Source organism: Kribbella sp. NPDC104218, assembly GCF_055584105.1.
This window is the reverse complement of the sequence record NZ_JBVJMQ010000001.1, coordinates 1-21,957: the sequence shown is the minus strand read 5'-3', so window position 1 is coordinate 21,957 and position 21,957 is coordinate 1. Positions and strand designations below refer to the sequence as shown.

Annotated in this window: 17 protein-coding genes and 1 tRNA gene; 3 read left to right on the top strand and 15 right to left on the bottom strand. The window is 69.4% G+C overall.

Annotated elements, in window-relative coordinates; all coding sequences use genetic code 11:
• Positions 1 to 8: 8 nt before the first annotated feature.
• The 5 genes from ACZ6ZD_RS00090 to ACZ6ZD_RS00070 are packed head-to-tail and all read right to left on the bottom strand — an operon-like array spanning position 9 to position 11,133.
• Positions 9 to 7,184, bottom strand: a complete 7,176-nt coding sequence (locus tag ACZ6ZD_RS00090) for an amino acid adenylation domain-containing protein (RefSeq protein ID WP_465666709.1) — start codon at positions 7,182 to 7,184, stop codon at positions 9 to 11.
• Positions 7,171 to 8,061, bottom strand: a complete 891-nt coding sequence (locus ACZ6ZD_RS00085; protein ID WP_465666707.1) for an ABC transporter ATP-binding protein — start codon at positions 8,059 to 8,061, stop codon at positions 7,171 to 7,173. Before ACZ6ZD_RS00085 ends, ACZ6ZD_RS00090 begins: the two co-directional genes overlap by 14 nt.
• Positions 8,058 to 9,107, bottom strand: a complete 1,050-nt coding sequence (locus tag ACZ6ZD_RS00080) for a FecCD family ABC transporter permease (RefSeq protein ID WP_465666705.1) — start codon at positions 9,105 to 9,107, stop codon at positions 8,058 to 8,060. Before ACZ6ZD_RS00080 ends, ACZ6ZD_RS00085 begins: the two co-directional genes overlap by 4 nt.
• Complete coding sequence (locus tag ACZ6ZD_RS00075; protein WP_465666703.1) at positions 9,104 to 10,150, bottom strand: FecCD family ABC transporter permease; 1,047 nt, start codon at positions 10,148 to 10,150, stop codon at positions 9,104 to 9,106. The genes ACZ6ZD_RS00080 and ACZ6ZD_RS00075 overlap by 4 nt, the downstream gene beginning before the upstream one ends.
• The gene (locus tag ACZ6ZD_RS00070) at positions 10,147 to 11,133 is read right to left on the bottom strand and encodes an ABC transporter substrate-binding protein (protein ID WP_465666701.1); all 987 of its coding nucleotides are present in this window, start codon (positions 11,131 to 11,133) and stop codon (positions 10,147 to 10,149) included. Before ACZ6ZD_RS00070 ends, ACZ6ZD_RS00075 begins: the two co-directional genes overlap by 4 nt.
• A 187-nt stretch (positions 11,134 to 11,320) precedes the next feature.
• Here ACZ6ZD_RS00070 and ACZ6ZD_RS00065 point away from each other — a divergent pair.
• Together ACZ6ZD_RS00065 and ACZ6ZD_RS00060 are read left to right on the top strand one after the other, a co-directional pair.
• Positions 11,321 to 11,394: transfer RNA gene (locus tag ACZ6ZD_RS00065), tRNA-Met, on the top strand.
• Between the two features lie 98 nt (positions 11,395 to 11,492).
• The gene (locus ACZ6ZD_RS00060) at positions 11,493 to 12,410 is read left to right on the top strand and encodes a phosphotransferase family protein (protein ID WP_465666699.1); all 918 of its coding nucleotides are present in this window, start codon (positions 11,493 to 11,495) and stop codon (positions 12,408 to 12,410) included.
• Here the strand turns inward: ACZ6ZD_RS00060 and ACZ6ZD_RS00055 are convergent.
• The 6 genes from ACZ6ZD_RS00055 to ACZ6ZD_RS00030 form a co-directional block, all read right to left on the bottom strand.
• Positions 12,407 to 13,102, bottom strand: a complete 696-nt coding sequence (locus tag ACZ6ZD_RS00055; protein ID WP_465666697.1) for an endonuclease/exonuclease/phosphatase family protein — start codon at positions 13,100 to 13,102, stop codon at positions 12,407 to 12,409. The genes ACZ6ZD_RS00060 and ACZ6ZD_RS00055 overlap by 4 nt on opposite strands.
• A gap of 5 nt (positions 13,103 to 13,107) precedes the next feature.
• Positions 13,108 to 13,431, bottom strand: coding sequence for a putative quinol monooxygenase (locus tag ACZ6ZD_RS00050; RefSeq protein ID WP_465666695.1), 324 nt, complete (start codon positions 13,429 to 13,431; stop codon positions 13,108 to 13,110).
• 9 nt (positions 13,432 to 13,440) lie between these two features.
• Complete coding sequence (locus ACZ6ZD_RS00045; RefSeq protein ID WP_465666693.1) at positions 13,441 to 14,421, bottom strand: proline racemase family protein; 981 nt, start codon at positions 14,419 to 14,421, stop codon at positions 13,441 to 13,443.
• Between the two features lie 9 nt (positions 14,422 to 14,430).
• Positions 14,431 to 14,607, bottom strand: a complete 177-nt coding sequence (locus tag ACZ6ZD_RS00040; RefSeq protein WP_465666691.1) for a hypothetical protein — start codon at positions 14,605 to 14,607, stop codon at positions 14,431 to 14,433.
• A gap of 243 nt (positions 14,608 to 14,850) precedes the next feature.
• Positions 14,851 to 15,624, bottom strand: coding sequence for an ABC transporter permease (locus tag ACZ6ZD_RS00035; RefSeq protein ID WP_465666689.1), 774 nt, complete (start codon positions 15,622 to 15,624; stop codon positions 14,851 to 14,853).
• Between the two features lie 10 nt (positions 15,625 to 15,634).
• Positions 15,635 to 16,540 (bottom strand): ATP-binding cassette domain-containing protein, encoded by a 906-nt coding sequence (locus ACZ6ZD_RS00030; protein WP_465666688.1) that lies wholly within the window; start codon positions 16,538 to 16,540, stop codon positions 15,635 to 15,637.
• 82 nt (positions 16,541 to 16,622) lie between these two features.
• Between ACZ6ZD_RS00030 and ACZ6ZD_RS00025 the strand changes: the two genes are divergently transcribed.
• A complete protein-coding gene (locus ACZ6ZD_RS00025; protein WP_465666686.1) occupies positions 16,623 to 17,366 on the top strand; it encodes a TetR/AcrR family transcriptional regulator in 744 nt (247 codons plus the stop codon).
• On the opposite strand, the gene ACZ6ZD_RS00020 is transcribed toward ACZ6ZD_RS00025, so the two are convergent.
• Genes ACZ6ZD_RS00020 through ACZ6ZD_RS00005 form a run of 4 tightly spaced genes read right to left on the bottom strand, consistent with a single transcriptional unit; the run spans position 17,354 to position 21,392 of the window.
• Positions 17,354 to 17,986 (bottom strand): nucleoside/nucleotide kinase family protein, encoded by a 633-nt coding sequence (locus ACZ6ZD_RS00020; RefSeq protein WP_465666684.1) that lies wholly within the window; start codon positions 17,984 to 17,986, stop codon positions 17,354 to 17,356. The genes ACZ6ZD_RS00025 and ACZ6ZD_RS00020 overlap by 13 nt on opposite strands.
• A 3-nt stretch (positions 17,987 to 17,989) precedes the next feature.
• On the bottom strand, positions 17,990 to 18,955 hold the full coding sequence (ligD, locus tag ACZ6ZD_RS00015) for a non-homologous end-joining DNA ligase (RefSeq protein ID WP_465666682.1): 966 nt from the start codon (positions 18,953 to 18,955) through the stop codon (positions 17,990 to 17,992).
• A gap of 39 nt (positions 18,956 to 18,994) precedes the next feature.
• Entirely contained in the window at positions 18,995 to 20,122 is a 1,128-nt protein-coding gene (locus ACZ6ZD_RS00010; protein ID WP_465666680.1) for a branched-chain amino acid aminotransferase, read from the bottom strand.
• 10 nt (positions 20,123 to 20,132) lie between these two features.
• Entirely contained in the window at positions 20,133 to 21,392 is a 1,260-nt protein-coding gene (locus ACZ6ZD_RS00005; RefSeq protein ID WP_465666678.1) for a helix-turn-helix domain-containing protein, read from the bottom strand.
• Positions 21,393 to 21,957: the final 565 nt, after the last annotated feature.

Here is a 21,957-nt window from a genome sequence, read left to right as displayed (position 1 = left end):
GCGACTCCTCAGAACTGAAATTGACGTTGTTGACCTAGAGTCTCGCGCAGTGCGGCGGCTGCCTGTTCCGCGAACCCGAGAAGAGTGACTGTCGTCGCATCCGGGGTGATGCGATACCGGATCACGGCGCGGTACAGCTGCTCGGCACCCTCGGGGGTTGGCGGCAGGTCCGGCCCGTAGACCCGGGTGATGAGCACGGCGGGGGAGGGACCGCGTCGCAGGGCTCGGCGGCCGGCCTTGTTGTGGTAGCGCAGGAGGGCCAGCTCGGGGGTCGGGGTCGGCTCGGTTCCGTCGAGTGCGATGGCGGTGGTCGCGGTGAACGGACCGATCGGCGTGGTGCCGGGGATCAGCGGGACCTCTTCGTCGACCAGCGGTGCGATTCCTGAGGTGTGCAACGCGCTGCGGATGGCTTTGCGGACGACGTCCTCGGTGAGCTCGCCGTCCCAGCGGATGGTGGCCGCGGTGGCTGCTGTGAAGGCGGATTCGTCGACTGTCTGTGCTTGGGCCAGTAGGCCCTTCCAACGATCCAGATCGTCGGTGGCAGTCGCCTCGCCGGCTGCCTCGATGGCTTCGAGCGCGGGAACGAGTGCCGACGGCTGAGACTCGGGTCGCTGCAATGCCGCCGCCAACCGGTGCAGCGAGGCACGGTCGACGACTGCCGCGTGGACGGCGAGGACGGCGTCCGTCCGCGTGTGCGCGAGGGCCACTGGGCGACCGGCCGTGAGGTCGATGAGCTCGACGGCGGCCGGCCTGAGGGCGTCGACGTCCGCCAACTCCACGATCTGCGGCTGGACTGTCTCGGCGGGGAGGAGATGGGTGAACCAGAGCCGCCGGCTGCTCGCGTCTACCGAAAGGCGAAGTGCGTCCGTGGTGGCGACTAGTGCGCGGAACGCCGCGTCGATCGACTCGCTCGTCGACTCAGCGGGCAGGGTGATGAGCTCGGTGAAGACGTACTCGCTGGGTGCGGGGTCCGCCTCGCGTAGGCGCTCGAGGGCAGCGGACGTCGGGACCAGTATCGGCTCGACCGGCACGGCATCGTGCGTTAACAGCTGGGCGAGCGCACCGATCGTGCGCTGTGCGAACACGTCCGACAGTTTGAAAGTCAGATCGTGCTCACGTGCGGAGGCAACGATTCGGGCCGCGGAAATACTGTCGCCGCCGAGGCGGAAGAAGTCGTCGTCCACGCTGAGCTCGGTGTCGAGGTGCAGTACCGCGCGGAAGATGTCGGCGAGGGCGAGCTCGGTGTCGGTCTCGGGCGGTCGGCCGTCGGTCGCGCCGGCCGCCAGATCCGGTTGCGGCAATGCGCGGCGGTCCAGTTTCCCGTTGGCAGTAACGGGAAATTCGTCCAGGTGGGTGAAGGTCGTCGGGACCATGTAGTCCGGCAGCGATTGGGCGAGGTGTTCGCGCAGTTCGTCGGCCGGTACGGCGTCGCCAGTCAGGTAGGCCGCGAGGTACCTGCCGCCGGCCGGGTTGTCCAGCGCGACGACGGCCGCCCCCGCTACGGCGGAATGCTGTTCGAGGACTGCGCTGATCTCGCCGAGCTCGATCCGGTTCCCGCGGATCTTCACCTGGTCGTCGCCGCGGCCGAGGTACTCCAACTGTCCCTGGGCGTCCCACTGGACGACGTCGCCCGTGCGATACAACCGCGCGCCGTCGGTGCTGAACGGATCCGCCACGAATCGGTCCGCGGTCAGGCCCGACCGGGCGACGTACCCATCCGCGAGTTGGACGCCGCCCAGGTAGAGCTCACCGGCCACACCCACCGGCACCGGGCGCAACCAGGTATCCAGGACTCGCGTCGTCGTGTTCGCCACTGGGACACCGATCGGTACTCCGGCGGCATCAGGCTGAACCACCGGGTGCGCGGTCACGTCCACGGCCGCTTCGGTCGGCCCGTAGAGGTTGTGCAGCTCGGCGTTCGCGAACAGCTCAACGGCGCCGGCAGCGGTCGATACGGGAAGTGCTTCACCCGAGCAGAACACCCGGCGTACCGAAGCCACCGACGTCCGGTCCGGGGTCGAGGTGAGGAAGGCCTGCAGCATCGACGGCACGAAGTGCGTGACGGTTACGGCCTGACGATCGATCACTTCGAGCAGGTACTGCGGATCCTTGTGCCCGCCGTCCTGGGCCACGACCACCACGGCTCCGGTGATCAGCGGCAGGAAGAACTCCCACACCGACACGTCGAACGTGAACGGCGTCTTCAACAGCACCCGATCCGTCGCACCGATCTGGTAGTCGTCGCGCATCCAGCTCAGGCGGTTGACGATCGCCTGGTGGTTGACCTGAACGCCCTTGGGGCGTCCGGTGGTGCCGGAGGTGAAGATCACGTACGCCGCATCCGTCGGGCGCAGCGGACGGGTGAGGTGTGGTGGGTCGATCGTCCCGGTGCCGAGATCGGCTAGATGCTGGTCGGTGAGCACCACGCGGGGCTCGGCGTCCGCAAGGATGTGTTTGACGCGCTCGGCGGGATAGTCGGGGTCGATCGGTACGTACGCGGCGCCGGCCCGAACCACCCCGGCCAGCGCGACGACCAGATCGGCCGAACGCGGTAGCGCGACCGCGACCCGATCTCCGACCTGTACGCCGTCCGCGACGAGTCGATGCGCGAGAGCGTTGACCCGGGCATCGAACTGGCGGTAGGTGAGTTCGCTGCCGTCGTCGGCGATGACGGCGACGGCGTCCGGGCTCGCCGCGGCCTGCCGGCGTACCAGCTCGTCGAGAGTCGTTTCGGGGAGCTCGACCAGCGCACCGCGCGACCAGGCGTCGAGTTGCCGCAACTCCGAGGCAGGCAACAGATCCAGCTCACCGACCCGCTGCGTGGGATCCGAAGTGATTGCCGCCAGCACCGACTTGAAGACGGCGACGAACCGCTCCGCGGTGGTGTCGTCGAACAGGTCGGTCGCGTACGCGAGTTTCCCGTTCAGCTCGGTGGGAGAGTCGAAGATGTCGAGGTCGAGATCGGTCTTGACCGCGCCGACCGACGCGGGAGTCGCCGTCGTCTCGACACCGTCGAGGCGCAGGCTGTTCGCCCGGCCGCTGCCGACGACGCGGTGGGTGAGCATGGTCTGGAACAGCGGGTTCCGGCCGATGGATCGACCGGTGCCCAGCGCGCGGATGATCTCCTCGAAGGGCGCGGCCTGATGCTCGAATCCGCCGAGCACCGATCGTCTCGTGTGCTGCAGAACCTCGGCGATCGACTGCCCGGCGTGGAGCCGATGGCGGACCGGCAGCGTGTTCACGAAGTAGCCGACCAGCGCCTCCAGGCCGTCCTCGGTCCGCCCGCCGACCGGCGAGCCGATCAGCACATCCGGACCGGCGCCCAGCGCCGAGACGGTCAACGCGGTCGCGGCCTGCAGAGTCATGAACATCGTCACGCCCTGCGCATCCGCAACCTGCCGCAGGCCGGTGACCACCTGGGGATCGATGCTGAAGCGCAGATCCGCGCCGCGGTGGGTCGGGGCGACCGGTCGGGGCCGGTCCAGCGTGATCGTCGATTCCTCGGGTGCATCCGCGAGGGCGTCACGCCAATAGGCGAGATGCCTGAACAGTGCTGATTGCGGATCGGAGGCCGCGCCCAGGACGTCGCGTTGCCAGATCGCGTAGTCCGCGTACTGCGCCGGTAGCGGCGTCCAGCTCGGCTCCTGGCCCGCGGCCCGCGCCTGATAGGCCGTCGACAGATCGCCCAGCAACGATGGGAACGACCATTCGTCCACCGCATGGTGATGGACCGCGATGACGAAGACCCAGTCGGCATCGTCGGCGCGGAGCAGCGCGACCCGGATCGGGAGGTCGACCGCCAGATCGAACCCGGCCCGGACGATCGCGCTCACCCGCGCATCCACGCTCGTGACGTCGTCCTCGACGAGCAGCGAGAACCGGTCGGCCGCCTCCTGGGCTGGTACGACGACCTGAGTCGGAGTCCCGTCCCTCTCGACCAGGAGCGTGCGCAGCGCCTCGTGCCGAGACACGACGTCCCGGACCGCCGTGGTCAGGGCGTCCGGGTCCAGTTCGCCGCGCAACCGCAGGACTACCGGCACGACGTACCCCGCACCCGGTGCGCCCAGCTGATTGATCAGCCAGAGCGCTCGTTGCCCGTAGGAGACGGGGAGGACGGCCGGACGTGGTAGCTCGCCGATTCGCGGCGCGGTGGTTCCGGTGCTGGTGTCGGCGAGGTGGGCGAGGTCGCTGATGCGGGGGTGGTCGAAGACATCGCGAAGGGTGAGTGCGGCGCCGAGTTGTGCGTTGGCGCGGGCGACGACTCGCGCGGCGAGGAGTGAGTGGCCGCCGAGGCGGAAGAAGTCGCTGTCGATGCCGAGGTCGGCGTCCAGGTGCAGGACGTCGCGGAAGATCCCGGCGAGGGTGATCTCGGTGCCGGTTCGCGGCGGCCGGCCCTCGGCGGCGCCCTCGGTGAGATCTGGTTGCGGGAGGGCGCGGCGGTCCAGTTTTCCGTTGGGGGTAACGGGGAATCGGTCCAGGCGGGTGAAGGTCGTGGGGACCATGTAGTCCGGGAGCGATCGGGCGAGGTGCTCGCGCAACTCGTCGGCCGGCGCCTCGTCCCCGATGACGTAGGCAGCGAGGTACTTGCCGCCGGCAGGGTGGTCCAGGGCGACGACGGCCGCACCCGACACCGCTGGGTGTTGTTCGAGGACCGCACGGATCTCGGCCGGCTCGATGCGGTTTCCGCGGATCTTGACTTGGTCGTCGCTGCGGCCGAGGTACTCCAGTCGGCCTTGGGCGTTCCATCGCACGAGGTCGCCGGTGCGGTAGAGCCGGGCGCCGTCCGCGCCGGCGACGAAGCGTTGAGCGGTGCGGGCCGGGTTGGCGATGTAGCCGTCGGCGAGTTGGACGCCGCTGAGGTAGAGCTCACCTGTTGCTCCGGCTGGGACCGGGCACAACCACGCGTCGAGGACGTGGGCGGTGGTGTTCGCGACCGGGGCGCCGATTTCGAGGGGGCCGGCGGTGGCATCGCCGGTCACTTCGGTGGAGCCGTAGAAGTTGTGGTGTTCGGCTTGTGGTGCAGCGGTTCGCATCGCGTCCGCGCTGACTTGGGTGAGTGGTTCGCCGGAGGAGATCCAGTGCCGGACCGTGGCCAACGCTGTCTGCACGTCGTCGTGGCGGACGAGGACGTCGGCGAGGCTGGGCACGGTCAGCAGGTGGGTGACGCGGTGCCGGGCGATCGTGTCGAGCAGCGCGGCCGGGTCTTGGGCGGTTTCGGTCGGGACGACGACGGTCGGGGTGCCGGCGATCAAGGGCCCGAACAGCTCGGTGACGGCGTCGACGAATCCGACGCCGCTCTTCGACAGCGCGACGTCGTCCGGTCCGTAGTCCAGCATGCGTTGACCCCACGCCAGGCGGTTCGCGAGCGCGCGGTGGGAGAGGACGACGCCCTTCGGGGTGCCCGTCGTGCCGGAGGTGAAGATGACGACGGCGGCGTCGAGGTCGGTCAGCGGCCGGTCCAGATCGGGAGCGGTGCTTGCGCCCTTGGCCAGGCGCTGCTGCGCCTCGGCGAGGTACTGGTCGGTGATCACCACAGCGGGTGCGGCGTCGTGGACGATGTGGTCGATGCGTTCCGCGGGGTACTCCGGATCGATTGGCACGTACGCCGCTCCGGCGCGCAGTACACCGGCCAGCGCGACCACCAGGTCGACCGAACGCGTCATCGCGACGGCGACCCGATCCCCGACCCGGACGCCCTGATCGACCAGGAGCTGGGCCAGCGCATTCACTCGCGTGTCGAACTCGCCGTAGGTCAGCCGGACGCTGTCGTCAGCAGTGGTGAGTGCGACCCGGTCTAGGGTCGCGGCTACCTGTCGGCGCACCAGCTCGTCGACAGTCGCGCTGGGGACGTCGAGCGCTTCGCCCTGCGCCCAGGACGGATCCGGGCCGTCGGCGGCGGGCGTGAAGCCGGTCCGCCAATGGTGCAGGGTCTGGGTGGGGGCGCCGTCGAGGACAGCGTCGAGGAAGCGGCCGAGCTGGTCGGCGTGCACGAGCGGATCGCCGACGGCGGATCCGGCGGACAGCTCCAGCCGGACTCCGGCGTCCCGGCTGCGGTGGATGACGAGGTCGAGTGATCCGACCGGGCCGCTGCTGACCCGCTCGGTGGTCACGCCGGTGTCGCCCAGCTGCGGCGTCGACTCGAAGAGCTTGATGTTGATCGTCGGCAACGCGAGATAGGACGCCTGGCCGCCCGGCCAGGCGCGGGCGATCTGATGGTCTTCGGCGGTCGTGTGCTGCCGGGACGTCTTCAACTGGCCGGCGACGATCGCGAGAATGTTCTCGAAGGTGGTGTGCGGGCTGAGCTCGGTGACGATCGGGATCGCTCTGGAGATCGCGCTCGGCGTCTTCAGCGCCTCGCGATCGTCGCGCAGCATCAGCGGCACCCGGACGGCGACGAAGTCACGACCGTCGGCCAGCGCGGTGTAGACGCCCCACAAAGCGATCAGAGCGTCGGTCCAGGACACCCGCGCGGCGCGGGCGAACTGCTGCACCCGCGGATAGAGGTCGTCCGGGATCGGGACGGCGACCGGCCGGCTGGAGGAGGCGAACAGCCCGGCGACGTCCGACGCGCTCTCGCCACCGGCGCTCTCGATTTCGAGGACGCCGCTCCAGTACGCGACGTCTGCCGCCGCGGCGGTGGCGTCGTGCCGCTCGGCGTCCAGGACGGTTGTCAAGTCGCCGAACCAGCGGTCCGGGATCGGCTCACCGGCTTGGATCGCGGAGTAGACGTCAGCGACGCGGCGGATGAAGAGGAAGATGCTGTAGCCGTCGACGAGCAGGATGCTGGTGACCAGGACCCACGCCCAGCTCCCGTCCGCGCGGCGGATCAGCGTCGAGCTGGTCGCCGGCTCCCCGGCGGCCGCCGTCCGGTCGAGTTGTTCGCGGGCCAGGACCCGGATCTGCTCGTCGTCGTGACCGGCGTCGATGATCTCGGTCGAGAGCGTCGTGGCGGCGTCGACGTACTGGAACGGGACGCCGTCCTCGTCGCTGCCGAAACGGGCCTGGAGCGTGTCGGTCTCGGCGAAGACGGTACTGATCGAGGACGCGAGCACGACCGGGTCGATGGGGCCGTCCAGCCAGATCAGCCGGCCCGCGCAGAACACCGAGGACTCGGGAGCCAGGCTCCGCGCGACCCAGTTGCCTCGCTGGCTCGCGGTCAGGTCCAGCCGATCAAGAGCCGTCAACGGGAGCACCCTCACCTTTCCGGATTTTCGACGGGCGTTCGCGGCCCAGCGGGACGACGGACGGCGTACCGGCGACCGGATCCGGGACGACGAGGCAGCGCAGTCCGAACACCTCGTGGACGAGGTCGGCGGTGACGATCTCGACCGGCGGGCCTTCGGCGACGACTCGGCCGTCCTTCATGGCGATCAGGTGCGTGGCGTAGCGGGCGGCGTGATTCAGGTCGTGCAGGACGGCGACCAGAGTGTGTCCGACGTCGTGCAGGTCGGTGAACAGCTCCATCAGCTCGATCTGATGGGTGATGTCGAGGAAGGTGGTCGGCTCGTCGAGCAGCATGATGTCGGTGTGCTGCGCGAGCGCCATCGCGACCCACACCCGCTGGCGCTGACCACCTGACAACTCGTCCACCAGGCGGCTGGACAGTTCGGTGACCGAGGTCTGGTGCATCGCCCGCAGCACGGCCTGCTCGTCGGCCTCGGTCCACTGCCGGGCGAACCCCTGATGCGGGTACCGGCCCCGGGCCACCAGGTCGGCCACGGTGATGCCGTCGGGAGCGATGGAGGTCTGCGGCAGCAGCCCGACCCGCCGCGCCACCTCCTTGGTCTTGAAGGAGTTGATGTCGGCGCCGTCGAGAACGACCTGCCCGGCCGACGGTTTCAGCAGCCGGGACAGCCCGCGGAGCAGTGTGGACTTACCGCACGCGTTCGGCCCCACGATCACCGTGAACGACTCGTCGGGGATCGCCACCGACAGCTCGCGGGAGATGACGCGTTTGTCGTAGCCGATCGTCGCCGACTCCACGTGGAGCCGGGAACCGCTGGAGGCGGGTGCGCCCTCGGCTGCCGCCAGACCGGTGCTTCTGGTGGTGTCGGTGCTCACAGGCGTCTCCTGGCTTCGGTGATCAGCAGCCAGCCGAGGTACCCACCGCCGAGGATGACGGTGATGATGCCGACCGGCAACGGGGTTGGAGCGATGTGCTGGGCGATGTAGTCGGCCGTCAGGCAGAGCAGCGCGCCGATCAGGGCGGCGGGCGCCAGGGTGATCCCCGCGCTGCGCGTGAGTCGGCGTCCGATCTGCGGAGCGACCAGGGAGATGAACGCGATCGGGCCCGACGCGGCGGTGACGGTCGCCATCAGCGCCACTCCGAGCACGATCAGCCCGAGGCGGGCCGGTGCGACTCGCACGCCCTGGGCAGCGGCCGCGTCATCGCCCAGCTCCAGCTGCCGCATGGGCCGGCTCAACATTGCCGCCAGCAGCAGGAGGACGGCGATGCAGGCGCCGCCGAAGGCGACCTGGCTCCAGGAGACGCCGTTGAGCGAGCCGGCGCCCCAGGTCGCGGCGGCCATCGCCTGGTCCAGATCGGCTTTGAGGATCAGCCAGGTGTTGGTCGAGCCGAGCATCGCCGAGATCGCGATACCGACGACGATCAGGCGGAACCCCTGGACACCTCGCCGGTAGGCGAGCAGGTACACGGCGAAGGCGGTGGCGATCCCGCCGATCAGCGCTCCGCCGACCAGCTGCCAGTAGGTGCCGTTGACAACGAGGATGACGATCAGCGCGCCGGTGTAGGAGCCTTGGGAGAAGCCGATGACGCCGGGGTCGGCGAGCGGGTTGCGCAGCGTCGACTGGAAGACCGCGCCGCTCACCCCCAACGCGGCGCCGAACACCAGCGCCGCGGCCACCCGCGGCAGCCGCCACTCGACCACGATGTCGCGGACGAGCCCCGTCGTCCCGCCGGTCAGCGCGGAGAGCACCTCTCCTGGGGTGAGTTGGTACGAGCCGGTCATCAGCGCGAGCACCGCGACACCGGCGATCGCCAGCACGAGCGCCGAGCAGACGACGACCGAGCGCCAGTCGAGCCGGACCGCGACGCCGCGGCGCCGCAGCACCAGCTCCCGTCGTCCGAAGTCCACCCGCGTACTCACAGCCCACTCGCCTTCTTCTGCCGCACCAGCGCGATCAGCACAGGGGCGCCGACGAAGGCGGTGACGATGCCGACGGGGATCTCGCCGGGCCGCATCACGACCCGCCCGAGAATGTCGGAGATCAGCAGCAGACTTGGGGCCAGCAGCACGCTGTAGGCGAAGATCCAGCGCTGGTTCGGGCCGACGATCCAGCGCGCGACGTGCGGGACCATCAGCCCGAGGAAGCTGATCGGACCGGCGATCGCGGTGGCGCCGCCGGAGAGCAGGGTCAGCGCGATGATCGCGAGGATCCGGGTGCGGACCAGGCGGACGCCCTGGGCGACGGCCAGCTCGTCGCCGAGCGCCATCGCGTTGAGCGGGCCGGACACCAGGAAGGCCAGGACGAGCGCGACCGCGAAGAACGGCAGGATCGGCCACACCAGCTCGAGCGGACGGCTGACGACGGAACCGGCGTTCCAGGAGCGCATCGCGTCGAAGGCGTCCGGGTTGGTCAGCTCGAGGGCCGTCCCGGCGCCGCCGAGGACCGCGCCGACGCAGAGGCCGGCGAGCACCATCATCACCGGCGATTGGCCGCGCCGGGTCGACCCGAGCGCGAGCACCATCAGCGTCACGACCAGCGTGCCGCCGAAGGCGAACCACATGTAGCTCTGGATGTCGCGGACGCCGAGCAACGCGATGGCGACCGTCACCGCGAAGGACGCGCCCGCGTTCAGGCCGAGGACGCCCGGGTCGGCCAGCGGATTGCGGGTCAGCGCCTGGATCAGGGCCCCCGCGACGCCGAGCGCCGTCCCGACGACCAGCCCGACCAGGGTGCGCGGCAGCCGGAAGTCGCGGATCGCGAACTGGTCGATGTCACTCGACGGATGGAACAGGGCCTTCCACACCACCGCGGGCGAGATGGCCGTCGAGCCGATCATGATGCTCGCCACCAGCAGGGCGAGGAGCACGATCAGCGCGACGACCAGACCGATCACCCGACGCCGCGATCCGGACACCGTGACGGTGCCCGGATCGCTGGGTCGGCTCAGGGTGAGAGCGGTCACTTCTTGGCGGGCAGGGTCGCCAGCGCCTTGTCGAGCGAGTCGAGGTACCGCAGGACGGCGCCGTACGAGTTGTTACCGGGGCAGAAGACGCCGAGCGCGCGACCCGACGTCACGGTCGGCAGCGCCTTCCAGGTGTTGGTCTCGACCACCGGCGCGAAGACCTGGGTTGCCTGGCCCTTGTCGTCGGCCGGGTAGGTGATCACGTCGTACTGCGACAGCTTCGAGAGCTGCTCGAACGGCAGCGACTCGTAGGCCAGCGGGTCCTTGCCGGCGGCCGCCTTGGGGAAGTTCAGGCCGACGTCGTCCTGGGCGATCTCGACACAGCCGATGTCGCCGATGACGTACGTCCCGGGGTCGGAGTTCGAGTAGCGGTCGAGGTTGACGAACTTGGTGGTCTTGATGACGTCGGCGTACGTCTGCTTCATCTTGGTGACGTGCGCCTCGAAGTCCGTCTTCTGCTTGCTGAGCGCGTCCTTGACGTTACCGGCCTCGGCGAGGCTGTCGGCCAGCGCCTTCCACTCGGTGTCGAGCCCCCAGAACACCGTCGGGGCGATCGTCGTGAGCTGCTTCTCCATCTTCTTGAACTCGGCGTCGGGGATCTGGACCAGGATCAGGTCCGGCTTGAGCGCCGCGACCTTCTCGAGGTCCACCTCGTCACCGAGGTTCGTGGCCTTCTCCCACGTCGCGCGCTGCTCCGGCGGCAACAGGGCGAGGTCGGAGTCGGGGACTCCGGTGACGCCCACCGGCGTGCCGCCCATGTCGATGAACGGCAGATCCGTGTTGCCGATCGTGACCACTCGCTGCGGGGCAGCTGGGATGGTGACGGCGCCGTTGCCGGCCGTGATGGACCGGGTCTCGGCGGCCTTGTCGCCAGCTGCGTCGCCGGCCTTGTCGTCGCCGCCGCAGGCCGTGAGGACGAGCGCGAGGCTCAGGACCGTGGCGGTCAGGGCCGCGCCGCGCCGCCTCAGGGGTGTCGTGATCATGGGGTTGCTCTTTCTTTTCTGCATCAGGGGAGCGGGAGCCGGCGGCTGCCGGCGGCCGCCCGAACTACCTCGGGTCATATTAGGTAACCCTTACCTTAAATGCCAGCTTTGCGCGGGGATCGGGGGAGCCGATGCCGATTTGGTTGCGCACCGGCCATCCCCTAGACTGACGAACGTAAGACAGCGGCGCGGGGTGGAGCAGCTCGGTAGCTCGCTGGGCTCATAACCCAGAGGTCGCAGGTTCAAATCCTGCCCCCGCTACTACCGAAAGCCCGGACCATTTGGTCCGGGCTTTCGTCGTTGTCGGGGGAGCGTAAAACCAGTCGCCGCGGGTGTGGTGCGAATGGTGGAGTGGCGGGGTGACCAATGACACCGTGCGACCGCGGACGATGGATTGGGTGCAGCGGTATTTGGCCGCCGGCGAGTGGATCGCCGGCGTCGAGGTGCTGCACGGTGGCCTGACCGCAGAGATGCGCAGACTGATCATCCGTACGCCCGAGGGCAGTCGTGCGCTCGTACTGCGGACCGTGGTCGGAGCGGCACACGCTGACGAGTGGCTGACCGCTGAGGCCGGTGCCATGACGCTGCTCACGTCGACCGACGTACCGGCGCCGGAGTTGGTCGCCGTCGATGCCGCGGGTGCGCACTGCGAGTATCCGTCGTTGCTGATGACGCATCTGCCTGGGCGGACGGCTTTGCACGACGAAGGGCTGGAAGCGCGGATCCCGTTGCTGGCTCGGCAGTTGGTGCAGATCAACAGCGTGCGTCCCAGCGAACCGATCCGGGACTTCGTGGCGCTGTCGACGGCCGACACTGCCGTCGTACCACCCGACGCCGATAACGCGGCCTGGGCGGCGGCGATCGAGGTGATCCGGACGCCGATGCCGGCGTACGAAGGGCGGTTGCTGCACCGGGACTTTCAGCCTGGCAACGTGCTCTTCGAGGATGGCCGGCTGACTGGGGTGGTGGACTGGGCCAGTGTCTGCTGGGGGCCGGCTGACCTTGACGTCGCGCACTGCTCCACCAATCTGGCATTGCTGCATGGTCCGGAGTGGGGGCTGCACTTTGCTGACGCCTATCAGGAGGCGGGCGGCCAACTCGCCACTACTGCAAACGAGCAGCTCTACTGGCGGTTGCGGGATGCGTTGGCGCTGTCGGAAGAGCTGGAGATGGTTCCGAAGCCGTGGCGCGAGGCCGGTCGGCCGGAGCTGACGACGGCAGTCGTGCAGCAACGGATGGATGCGTACGTCACCACGTTGCTCGAAACGCTGAGCTAGTGGATGTGAACCTCGAGCCCGAGGTGGTCCGAGGGGAGGTTGGGGTTGAGTTGAGCGGCGTCCACGGTCAGTGAGTTCGACACGAGCACGTAGTCGATGCAGTGCGGCGTCCGGTCTGGTGGGAGGTAGGCCGCGTGGAACGTCGGCGGGCAGTCGTCCCCGAAGGCATCGACAAGCCCGACTGCGCGGATGAGGTCGCTGTAGAGCGGGCTGTCCCGTGCGAGGTTGAAATCGCCGGACAGGACCACGGGTGCTTCGAGAGTCGGTACTACTCGGCCGAGTGCGGCCAGCTGGGTCTGATGGACGGTGTAGTAGCGGTTGGTCTCCGACCAGTCGCCGTCCCGGTTCGCCAGGAGATGTGTGTTGGCCACTGTGACTCCGGAGAGGCCTGTCGCCAGCACGCCTTTCAGATGGGACAGGCGGTAGTAGCGCGTTCGAACGACCGGCAGACGGGACAGCGTCAGCAGCCCACCGGCCGGGCCCGCCAGCGACCTCCGGAAGCTGGCAAAGCGGTACGACGGCATCGCCCGTACCAACTGCCGGAGGTGGAAGTAGGTCAACACCTCCTGGAAGTTGACCACCTCAACCGCAGACGCCTCGTACGCCGCACCAACCGCGGCGTACCGCTCCCGTAGCTGCGACCCGAACAGCGGAGTCCCCCGCGTGTTTAGCGAAGCGACTGCCAACCGCACGGGGACTACTTGACCGCGAGCTCGCCCAGTTCGGACCAGTCGTCCTGCGGCACCTTGAAGTTGACGATGCGAGGCGTCTCGACCAGGTGCGGCGGCAGGTGCGACTGGGCTGTCTTGAAGTGCTCGGAGGTCACATGGGCGACAGCCGCGTCGTCGTCCGCGAACGCCTCGACGAGGACGTACTCGTTCGGGTCGTCGAGCGACCGCGACCAGTCGTACCAGAGGCACCCTGCCTCGGCGCGAGTTGCCGCTGTGAACTCGGCGGTGATCTCTGGCCAGGTCTCGGCGTACTCGGGCTTCACCCGGAACTTCGCAGTAATGAAGATCATGAGGCGACGTTAGCGCAGCGTGAACCCGGTGCCGAGTGGGTCGCGCGGGTCGAGGGAGAACGTGGCGGTGCCGGTGCGGTAGGCCATCGCGGAGATCTCGGTGACCACCCCTTCTAGGGTGTCCAGCACCACCCGGCCACCGAACGTGGTGCCGACGATGGAGTCGTGGCGCAGCGTCTGTCCAGCGGTCAGTAGGCCGTCTGCGTGCAGCAGTGCGAGCCGGGCAGATGTGCCGGAGCCGCAGGGGGAGCGGTCGGCCTGGCCGTCGGCGAAGATCGTCAGGTTGCGCTGGTGCGGTCCGTCGGCGGTCGAACCGAGGTCGTCGTACAGGATGGTGCCGTAGAGGCCGTTCAGGCGCGGGTCCGTCGGGTGGACGGCGACATCGTTCAGCGCCCACTTGATCTCGCGGCCGATGGCGATCAGGGCTGCGTAGTGCTCCGGGGTGACGGACAGGCCGACGGAGGCAGCCGGGAGCGAAGCGTAGAAGGCGCCGCCGTAGCTGATGTCGGCGACCGCACCGGCCACTGGCAGCGAACGCGCCAGCACGTACGACGGGACGTTCCGAAAGGCGACGTCGACGACGCTGCCGCCGGCACAGGTCACTAGGGCTGTCACTCGCCCGGACGGTACGTCGATGACCACCTCGGTCACGCCGTCCGGCGCAGCAGGCACCAGCCCGCTCTCCACTGCCCACACGCCCAGTGCGATCGTCCCGTGCCCGCACGCCGTCGAGTACCCGTCCTTGTGCCAGAACAGCACCCCGAAATGCGCACCGGCGTCGTCCGGCGGTACGACGAAGCACCCGTACATGTCCGCATGCCCACGCGGCTCGTTCACCAGCAACCGGCGTACGGCGTCGATCGCTGGGCTGGACTGCGCGACGACTCGCCGCGCGGCCACAGTGGCGCCCGGAATCTCCGGACTGCCCTCCGTGACGATCCGAAACGGCTCACCGGCGGTGTGGTAATCGACAACGCTGACTGGCTGCACACCCCGACCCTAGGCGGCCTGGCGAGCAGCCAGCAGCGCGCATCGCAGCTTCGCCCGGTCCGGATAGCCCGCGGCGACGCCGATCAGATAGACGTCGTGGCTGCGCATGTTGACCATGGCTGCCACGTACCAGACCGGGTTTCCCTCGGCGAGCATCGTGACGATCATCGTGGTGGTGGCGTTCATCCTGACCCTCTCCCTCAGTAGCTCTTACCTCTACGTCGGATCAGACCCGCCGAAATCGACATCTGGTCGGCAAAACGAAGCGCCCCGGTCGATGACCGGGGCGCTTGTCCGTGTGAGTCCCGGGGGGAGTGGGACCTCCACACGTTGGGGGGGGACTTAGACAGTAGCGCGAGCACGGGGTCATGTCCGAACCAGACGTGTCTCAGATGCCGATCTGTCCGCTGAGCGGTGCGTTTCGTGCGATCAACGGCGAGTCCGCTGCCGATACAACGAACTCGCCAGCGCGACCGAGAAGACGAGCAGACCAACGCACCACGCGAGGGCAAAGGCCGCGCTGTTTCCAACCGGCACACCGGTCAGAAACCCGCGCACCGCTTCTACGACATAAGTGATTGGCTGATGCGCACTAATCGGCTGCAGCCACGACGGCATCGTGTCGGGTTGCACGAACGCACTGCTCAGATACGGCAGGAACAGCATGAAGAAGCTGAGCGTGCTGGCCGATTCGACCGACCGCGAGATGACTCCGAGTGCGGCGGCGAGCCATGACAGCGCAACGACGTACAGGAGCAGGAGACCGATGGCGGCGAGCCAGTCGCCGGCGGCGGCGTTCGGGCGGAAGCCCATCGCGAAAGAGGCCAGGATGACCAGAGTCGTCGACACTGCGTTCCGCGCGACGCTGGCCGCGACGTGGCCGGTCAGTACGGCGAAGCTGCGAATCGGCAGCGACCGGAGCCGGTCGATCATTCCGCTGTTCATATCGTCGGCAACGGCCATCGCCGTCGTTGAGGCGCCGTACCCGGTAGTGAGCAGCAGAATGCCCGGTACGACGTAGTTGATGTACTCCGTCCCCGTGTTGATCGCACCGCCGAACACGTACACGAACAGCGCCATCATCAGCACCGGGAGCAGAATCGAGACGAACACCGTGTCCACGTTCCGCCGGGCCAGGCGGACGCTGCGGTCGATCATGGTCGCTGTGTCCGACAGCGCGGCGGCAACACCGTGGTGTGACATGAGCAGCCTCCTAAGCCGTCAGTGCGAGAAAGACGTCGTCCAGGGTTGGACGGTGTGCGGACACCCGCTCGGGGACGGCGGCGTTGTCGCGCAGCAGATCCAACAGGTGATGCAGGTGCGTCGCCGTACCGTCTGATGGCACGCTGAGTCGCAGCGGACCAACGACCGCGACAGCGCCCAGTACGTCGGTCGCTTTGCGCACCTCCGGCTCAGAGGCGAACTGCAGCTCAACCCGCTCGCCGCCGACCTGCGCCTTCAGTGCGTCCGCAGTGCCGTCAGCCACGATCCGACCCTGGTCGAGCAGCACGATCCGATCGGCCAGCCGATCTGCCTCTTCCAGGTACTGCGTAGTGAGCAGAATCGTCGTACCGTCCCGGACCAGCTCCCCAATCGCCTCCCACATCGTCGAGCGGCTCGCTGGGTCCAGACCGGTCGTCGGCTCGTCCAGAAAGATCACCTGCGGCCGTGCGACCAGACTCATCGCCAGGTCGAGCCGTCGGCGCATTCCGCCGGAGTACGTCTTCACTCGGCGGTGCATCGCGTCAGTCAGCCCGAACTGCTCCAGCAACTCCCCGGTACGCCGATCCGCCCCACGTCGCCCGAGGTGCATCAGCCGGCCCACCATGGCCAGGTTCTCCCGGCCGGTCTGGTTCTCGTCGACCGCGGCGTACTGCCCGGTCAGGCTGATCACTCCGCGCACCTGGGCCGCCTGCCGGACGACGTCGTACCCGGCGACGGTCGCCGTACCGGCGTCCGGCCGAATCAGTGTGCTGAGGATGCGCACGGTGGTGGTCTTGCCGGCGCCGTTCGGGCCGAGCAGGGCCAGCACCGAGCCCTCAGGCAGCGCCAGGTCGACCCCGGCCAGCACCTCGGTCGCGCCGTACGACTTCCGGAGTCCGGTCGCCTCGACGATCATGATTCTCTCCTTACTGCGTATTGAATACGCTAATTAGCGTAGCAGGTACGCAGTATCGATGCGCAAGCCCTAAACTGAGGTGATGAACGAGCTGCCGGCCGAAGTGGCCCTGATGTGGCGCCTGCGGGACACCCCGCGGCGTGGGCCGAAGCCGACGCTGACGCTGGACGACATCGTCCGGACCGCGATCGAGCTCGCCGACGAGGAGAACGACCTCGCCGCGGTCTCGATGGCCCGGATCGCCGAGCGGCTCGGCAACTCGACGATGGCCCTCTACCGGCACGTGAAGAGCAAGGACGAGCTGCTCGTGCTGATGTCGGACGCCGCCCTGGAGCAGCCGGAGCCGCTCCCCGCGGACATCGACTGGCGGACCGGCCTGACGTTCTGGGCCGACGGCGTGCTGACCGCGATCCGCCGGCACCGCTGGTACGCGAAGCTGCCGATCTCCGGCCCGCCGGCCGGGCCGAACAACCTCGCCTGGTTCGACTCCGCCCTCCGCGCGCTCGACGGCACCGGCCTGCCGGAGGAGGCCAAGGTCGGCATCGTGATGGGCCTGATCACCTACGTCCAGGGCGAGATCCGGATGGCGCTCGACCTGTCGGCCGGGTTCGCCGACAATCCGGACGCCTTCCGGCTGTACGGCGCGACACTGAGTCGCGTCGTCGACCCGCGGCAGCTACCTGCCCTGGCCAAGGTGCTGGACGCCGGTGTCTTCGACGAGGTGAACGATTTCGAGAACGACAGCGAGGAGGACTTCGACTTCGGGCTGCAGCTCTACCTGGACGGCGTCGCAGCGTTCATCGAGCGGATCACTCAGGCCAAGTGAACGATCGCGTCAGCCGCCGGCGCGGTGGCCGCGATCAGCTGGGCGTTGCGCTCGTCGCTGCCGAACGTCCGCTCATGCGCCTCCGCGGCGGACCGGCCGAACTGCCGGTGCCGAGCCTCGAGCCGCGCGTGCCGCAGATCTTCCGGGACGTCGACGTACCAGCACTGGTCGAGCAGCGTCCGAACAGTTGCCCAGGGCAACTCATCGAGCAACAGGTAATTGCCCTCGGTCACGACCAGGCCGACCTCCGGCGCTACTCCGATACTCGCGGCGATCGAGTCCTCGATGCCGCGGTCGAAACGCGGCGCCCAGATCTGCTCGCTCGGCGCTTCCTTCAGCCTCTTGAGCAAGGCGACGAAGCCGTACCCGTCAAAGGTGTGCGGGGCGCCTTTCACGTCGGCCAGGCCGATCTCCTCGAGGACGGACTGCGCCAGGTGGTAGCCGTCCATCGGCACCAGCGCGACCTGGTGCCCAGCCGCCGTCAGCTCCGCCACGAGCTGCTCCGCGAACGTCGACTTCCCCGCCGCCGGAGCGCCGGTGATGCCGAGGATCCGGCGGGCCGGATCGGTCGCGAGACCGGCGGCGAGCTCGAAAGCCGCCGCTGAATCGAGCGTGCGCACGCGTCAGTCCTCCGGGGGTTCCTCGGCGCCGTCGCGCTCGTCGCGGGCGGCCCACTCCAGCAGCGGAGTGAGGTCATGAGACTTGTCGTCGATCGCGGCGTGCAGGTCGCCGAGGTCGGCGAAACGCTGCGGAACGGTGGCGATCGTGAACGCCTTCGGGTCGACGTCGTCGATCTCGTCCCAGCGGATCGGCGTCGAGACGGTGGCCTCGGGGTTGCCGCGGACCGAGTAGGCGCTGGCGATCGTGTGGTCGCGGGCGTTCTGGTTGTAGTCGACGAAGAGCTTCTTCGGGTCGCGGTCCTTGCGCCACCAGGTCGTCGTCACGTCCTCGGGTGCGCGCCGCTCGACCTCACGCGCGAAGGCGAGCGCGGCCCGGCGGACGTCGGCGAACCCGTACGCCGGCTCGACGCGGACGTAGATGTGGATACCGGAGCCGCCCGACGTCTTCGGGTAGCCGGTCATCCCCAGGTCGTCGAGGACTTCGTGGACGACGTGCGCCACCCGGCGGACCCGGTCGAACGGGCACTCCGGCATCGGGTCGAGGTCGATCCGCCACTCGTCGGGCTGCTCGGTGTCGGCCCGCCGCGAGTTCCACGGGTGGAACTCGACCGTCGACATCTGCACGGCCCAGACGACCTGGGCGATCTCGGTGACGCACAGCTCGTCCGCCGTCCGGTTGTAGCGCGGGAACTTCACCCGCACGGTCTCCATCCAGGACGGCGCGCCGTGCGGCAGCCGCTTCTGGTGCACCTTCTCCCCGGTGACGCCCTCGGGGAAGCGGTGCATCATGCACGGCCGCTCGCGCAGCGCGCGCACGATGCCCTCGCTCACGGAGAGGTAGTACCGCACCAGGTCGAGCTTGGTCTCGCCGCGCGCGGGGAAGTACACCCGGTCCGGGTTCGAGACCCGGACCGTCCGTCCCTCCACATCCAGCTCAACCGCTGGGGACTTCGCCTTGGAGTCGGCCATAGCTGCAACCTAACCGGCCCCGGCGACAAAAGTCAGGTACTACGCCAGCCGGGTGAGCCAGCCGCGAGTGTCGGGCACCCGGCCGTACTGCAGGTCCAGCAACGAGGAGCGGATCTGCTGGGTGACCGGACCGACGCCGTGGTCGACGGAGTGGTCGCCGATGGTGAGGTCTCCCTCCGGCCAGGCCAGGCGGCCGATCGGGGTGATGACCGCGGCCGTTCCGGAGGCGAAGACTTCGGTGATCTCCCCGCTGCGGACGCCGTCCTTCCACTCGTCGGCGGAGATCTGCCGCTCCTCGACCGGGTGGCCGAGCTCCGCGGCCAGCTCCAGGACCGAGGCGCGGGTGACGCCGGCCAGGATCGAGCCGGACAGCTCCGGAGTGACGATGCGGCCGTCGGCGTACACGAAGAACATGTTCATGCTGCCGATCTCTTCGAGCCACTTGTGCTCGACGGCCTCGACGAACGCCACCTGCTCACAGCCGTTGGCCACGGCCTCGGCCAGCCCGGCCAGGCTGGCCGCGTAGTTGCCACCGCACTTGGCCGCGCCCGTACCGCCCGGGGTGGCGCGGATGGTCGACGTGGTCAGCCAGATCGACACCGGGCGCGGACCGGTGTCGAAGTACGGGCCGGCGGGTGAGGCGATCACGCCGAAGAGCACCTCCTGCGACGGGCGGACGCTCAGCGCGGCTTCGGTGGCGATCATGTAGGGCCGCAGATACAGGCTGGTCTCGCCGTCGGCCGCGGACGGCACCCAAGGCTCGTCCACGGTGACCAGCGCACGCAGCGCGGCGATGAACGCCTCTTCGGGCACCTGCGGCAGGGCGAGCCGCTGCGCACTCGCGGCGAAGCGGGCGGCGTTCCGCTCCGGACGGAAAGCCCACACCGAACCGTCAGCATGCCGATAGGCCTTCAGCCCTTCGAAGATCTCCTGCGCGTAGTGCAGGACGGCGGCGGCCGGGCTCACCCGCAGCGGCGCGAACGCGGTCACCTGCTGATCGAACCAGCCCTGCTCGACCGACCAGTTGGCCACCACCATGTGATCGGTGAACGCCTGCCCGAAGGCCGGGTCGGCCAGGATGGCGGCCCGCTCCTCGGCGCTCGCCGGGTCACTCCGCCGCGCTACCGCGAAGCTCCACACGTCACTCGCTGTCGTCTCTGCTGTCACCTCCGGCACGCTACCCCCAACCGTCGCCGGGCGACGAGCTGACGCCCACACTTCGGCCCTGGTACGCGCGCCGGTCCAGCAACGCCCGGAGACTCCAGACCGCAGTCAGCTCTGGCTGCTGCGCTCGGGTCGTGCCGAGAACGCGCTCGGCCGCGGCGTACAGCGAGGCGGTATGCCACTCGTCGGGCAGCTCGACGAGCGACCGCATCGCCTGGGCGAGCGCCGGTACGCCGTCGCCGCTGATCGCAAGACACTCGGCGATGGACATCTGCAGACCGGCCCGCGCCGCGAGCCGGTCGGGCGGGCAGAGCATCAGCGCGCGCTGCAGGAACAGACAGCCCGCATCCCAGTAGCCGAGCGACACGCAGGCCCGGCCCTCCACCGCATGCACCTCGTACGGGGCGAGGTCACTAGTTGTTGCTGAGGGCAACTCATTGCTCGAGCGCAGCGCCGCCTGCAGGCTGAGGTGGGCATCGCCCGACCGGCCCAGGGCGACGAACAGCTCAGCCCGGACGGCGTGGGCGCGCAGGAGGAGCTCGGATCGCGCCGGCTCGGCCGGCTTCAGCACCTCCTCCGTCAGCTCCAGCAGGGCTGCCGCCGGTCGCTGCCCGGTCAGACCGCTGACCGCCTCGCGGATCGGCATCAGGCTCTCCAGTCGGCGCACACCGGACGCCGCGGCCAGACCGCGCGCGGCCCGCCACCATCGCCGCGTCTCGGCCGCGCGGCCGAGGTCGGTCAGCGCCTCGGCGATCAGCGCGCACAGCTCGGCCGCCTGCGGCTCGGAGCCGCTCACCGAGGTGTCCACCCGGCGCAGCTCGCCGAGCAGCTCGGGCAGCAGACGCGCCGGCGGGACCGCATGCCGATCGGGGACCGGCTCGTCGAGGTCGGCGAAGGAGCCGGCGACCCGCTCCCATGCGGACTGCATCGGGTCGGGGTCGCCGCCCGGGCGCGGGGCCGGCGGGGTGGGCGCAGGCTTCGCGCGGGACCGGGCGGGGCTGCTCGCGTAGGCCGCGGTCAGCCGGCCGGCGGCGCCGAGCTCGCGATCGCAGCGGCGGGCCAGGTCGGCCGATCCCGGGCGTTGGCCGCGTTCCACCTGGGACAGGTAGCTGTGGTCGTACCCGACGCGGCCGGCGAGCTGGCGCAGGCTCAGCCCGGCCGCCTGCCGGCTCCGGCGCAGCTGGGCGCCGAACGCCGCGGCTCGGTCGGCGGGCCGATCGGTCCGGGTCGTGGTTTCGGTTTCGGTCCGGGTCTCGATTGCGGTCTCGGCCACAGGATCACCCCCGTCGGTGCTGCGAGCCCTCCGGCTCGCTCGCTGGTACGCCTGGTGGTTGCGGTGCGTGCCAAGGAAAGTACAAGGTCCCTCCGACAAAACTGGCGGCACTGCCCGTCAGCCGGTGTGGACTTCTGGGGTGGGCAGCTCGGTGGCGGTGTGGGCTGTTCGGGGAGCCCACTGCTCACACCTGGTGGGGCAGGGCGCAGGTGGGCGAACCTTCACCACATGAACACGATGCGGCGACAGGCCCGGCTCTTCCGGCTGGTGCGGCATGCCGACGCGGCCGGTCCGCGGGGCACCGGCACGCTGGCCGAGGGAGTGGAGTGGGCCGACGGCTCGGTCGCGCTGCGCTGGCGTGGTCCCTGGCCGAGCACCTCCACCTGGGACGGGCTCGACACGCTGCTGGCCGCTCATGCCGCCGACGGCCGGACTCAGCTGCACTGGTCCGCCGGGCCGGCCGGCCCGGCGCCAGGGGGGGGGGGGGGGGGGGGGGAGGGGGGGGGGGGGGGTGGTGGGGGGGGGGGGGTGGGGGGGGGGGGGGAGGGGGGGGGGGTGGGGTGGG

Excerpts from the sequence above, each read along its gene's own strand:
- ligD (WP_465666682.1), bottom strand. The coding sequence starts at position 18,955 with ATGGCCGACTCCAAGGCGAAGTCCCCAGCGGTTGAGCTGGATGTGGAG.
- ACZ6ZD_RS00070 (WP_465666701.1), bottom strand. The coding sequence starts at position 11,133 with ATGATCACGACACCCCTGAGGCGGCGCGGCGCGGCCCTGACCGCCACG.
- ACZ6ZD_RS00030 (WP_465666688.1), bottom strand. The coding sequence starts at position 16,540 with ATGATCGTCGAGGCGACCGGACTCCGGAAGTCGTACGGCGCGACCGAG.
- ACZ6ZD_RS00050 (WP_465666695.1), bottom strand. The coding sequence starts at position 13,431 with ATGATCTTCATTACTGCGAAGTTCCGGGTGAAGCCCGAGTACGCCGAG.
- ACZ6ZD_RS00040 (WP_465666691.1), bottom strand. The coding sequence starts at position 14,607 with ATGAACGCCACCACCACGATGATCGTCACGATGCTCGCCGAGGGAAAC.
- ACZ6ZD_RS00035 (WP_465666689.1), bottom strand. The coding sequence starts at position 15,624 with ATGTCACACCACGGTGTTGCCGCCGCGCTGTCGGACACAGCGACCATG.
- ACZ6ZD_RS00025 (WP_465666686.1), top strand. The coding sequence starts at position 16,623 with ATGAACGAGCTGCCGGCCGAAGTGGCCCTGATGTGGCGCCTGCGGGAC.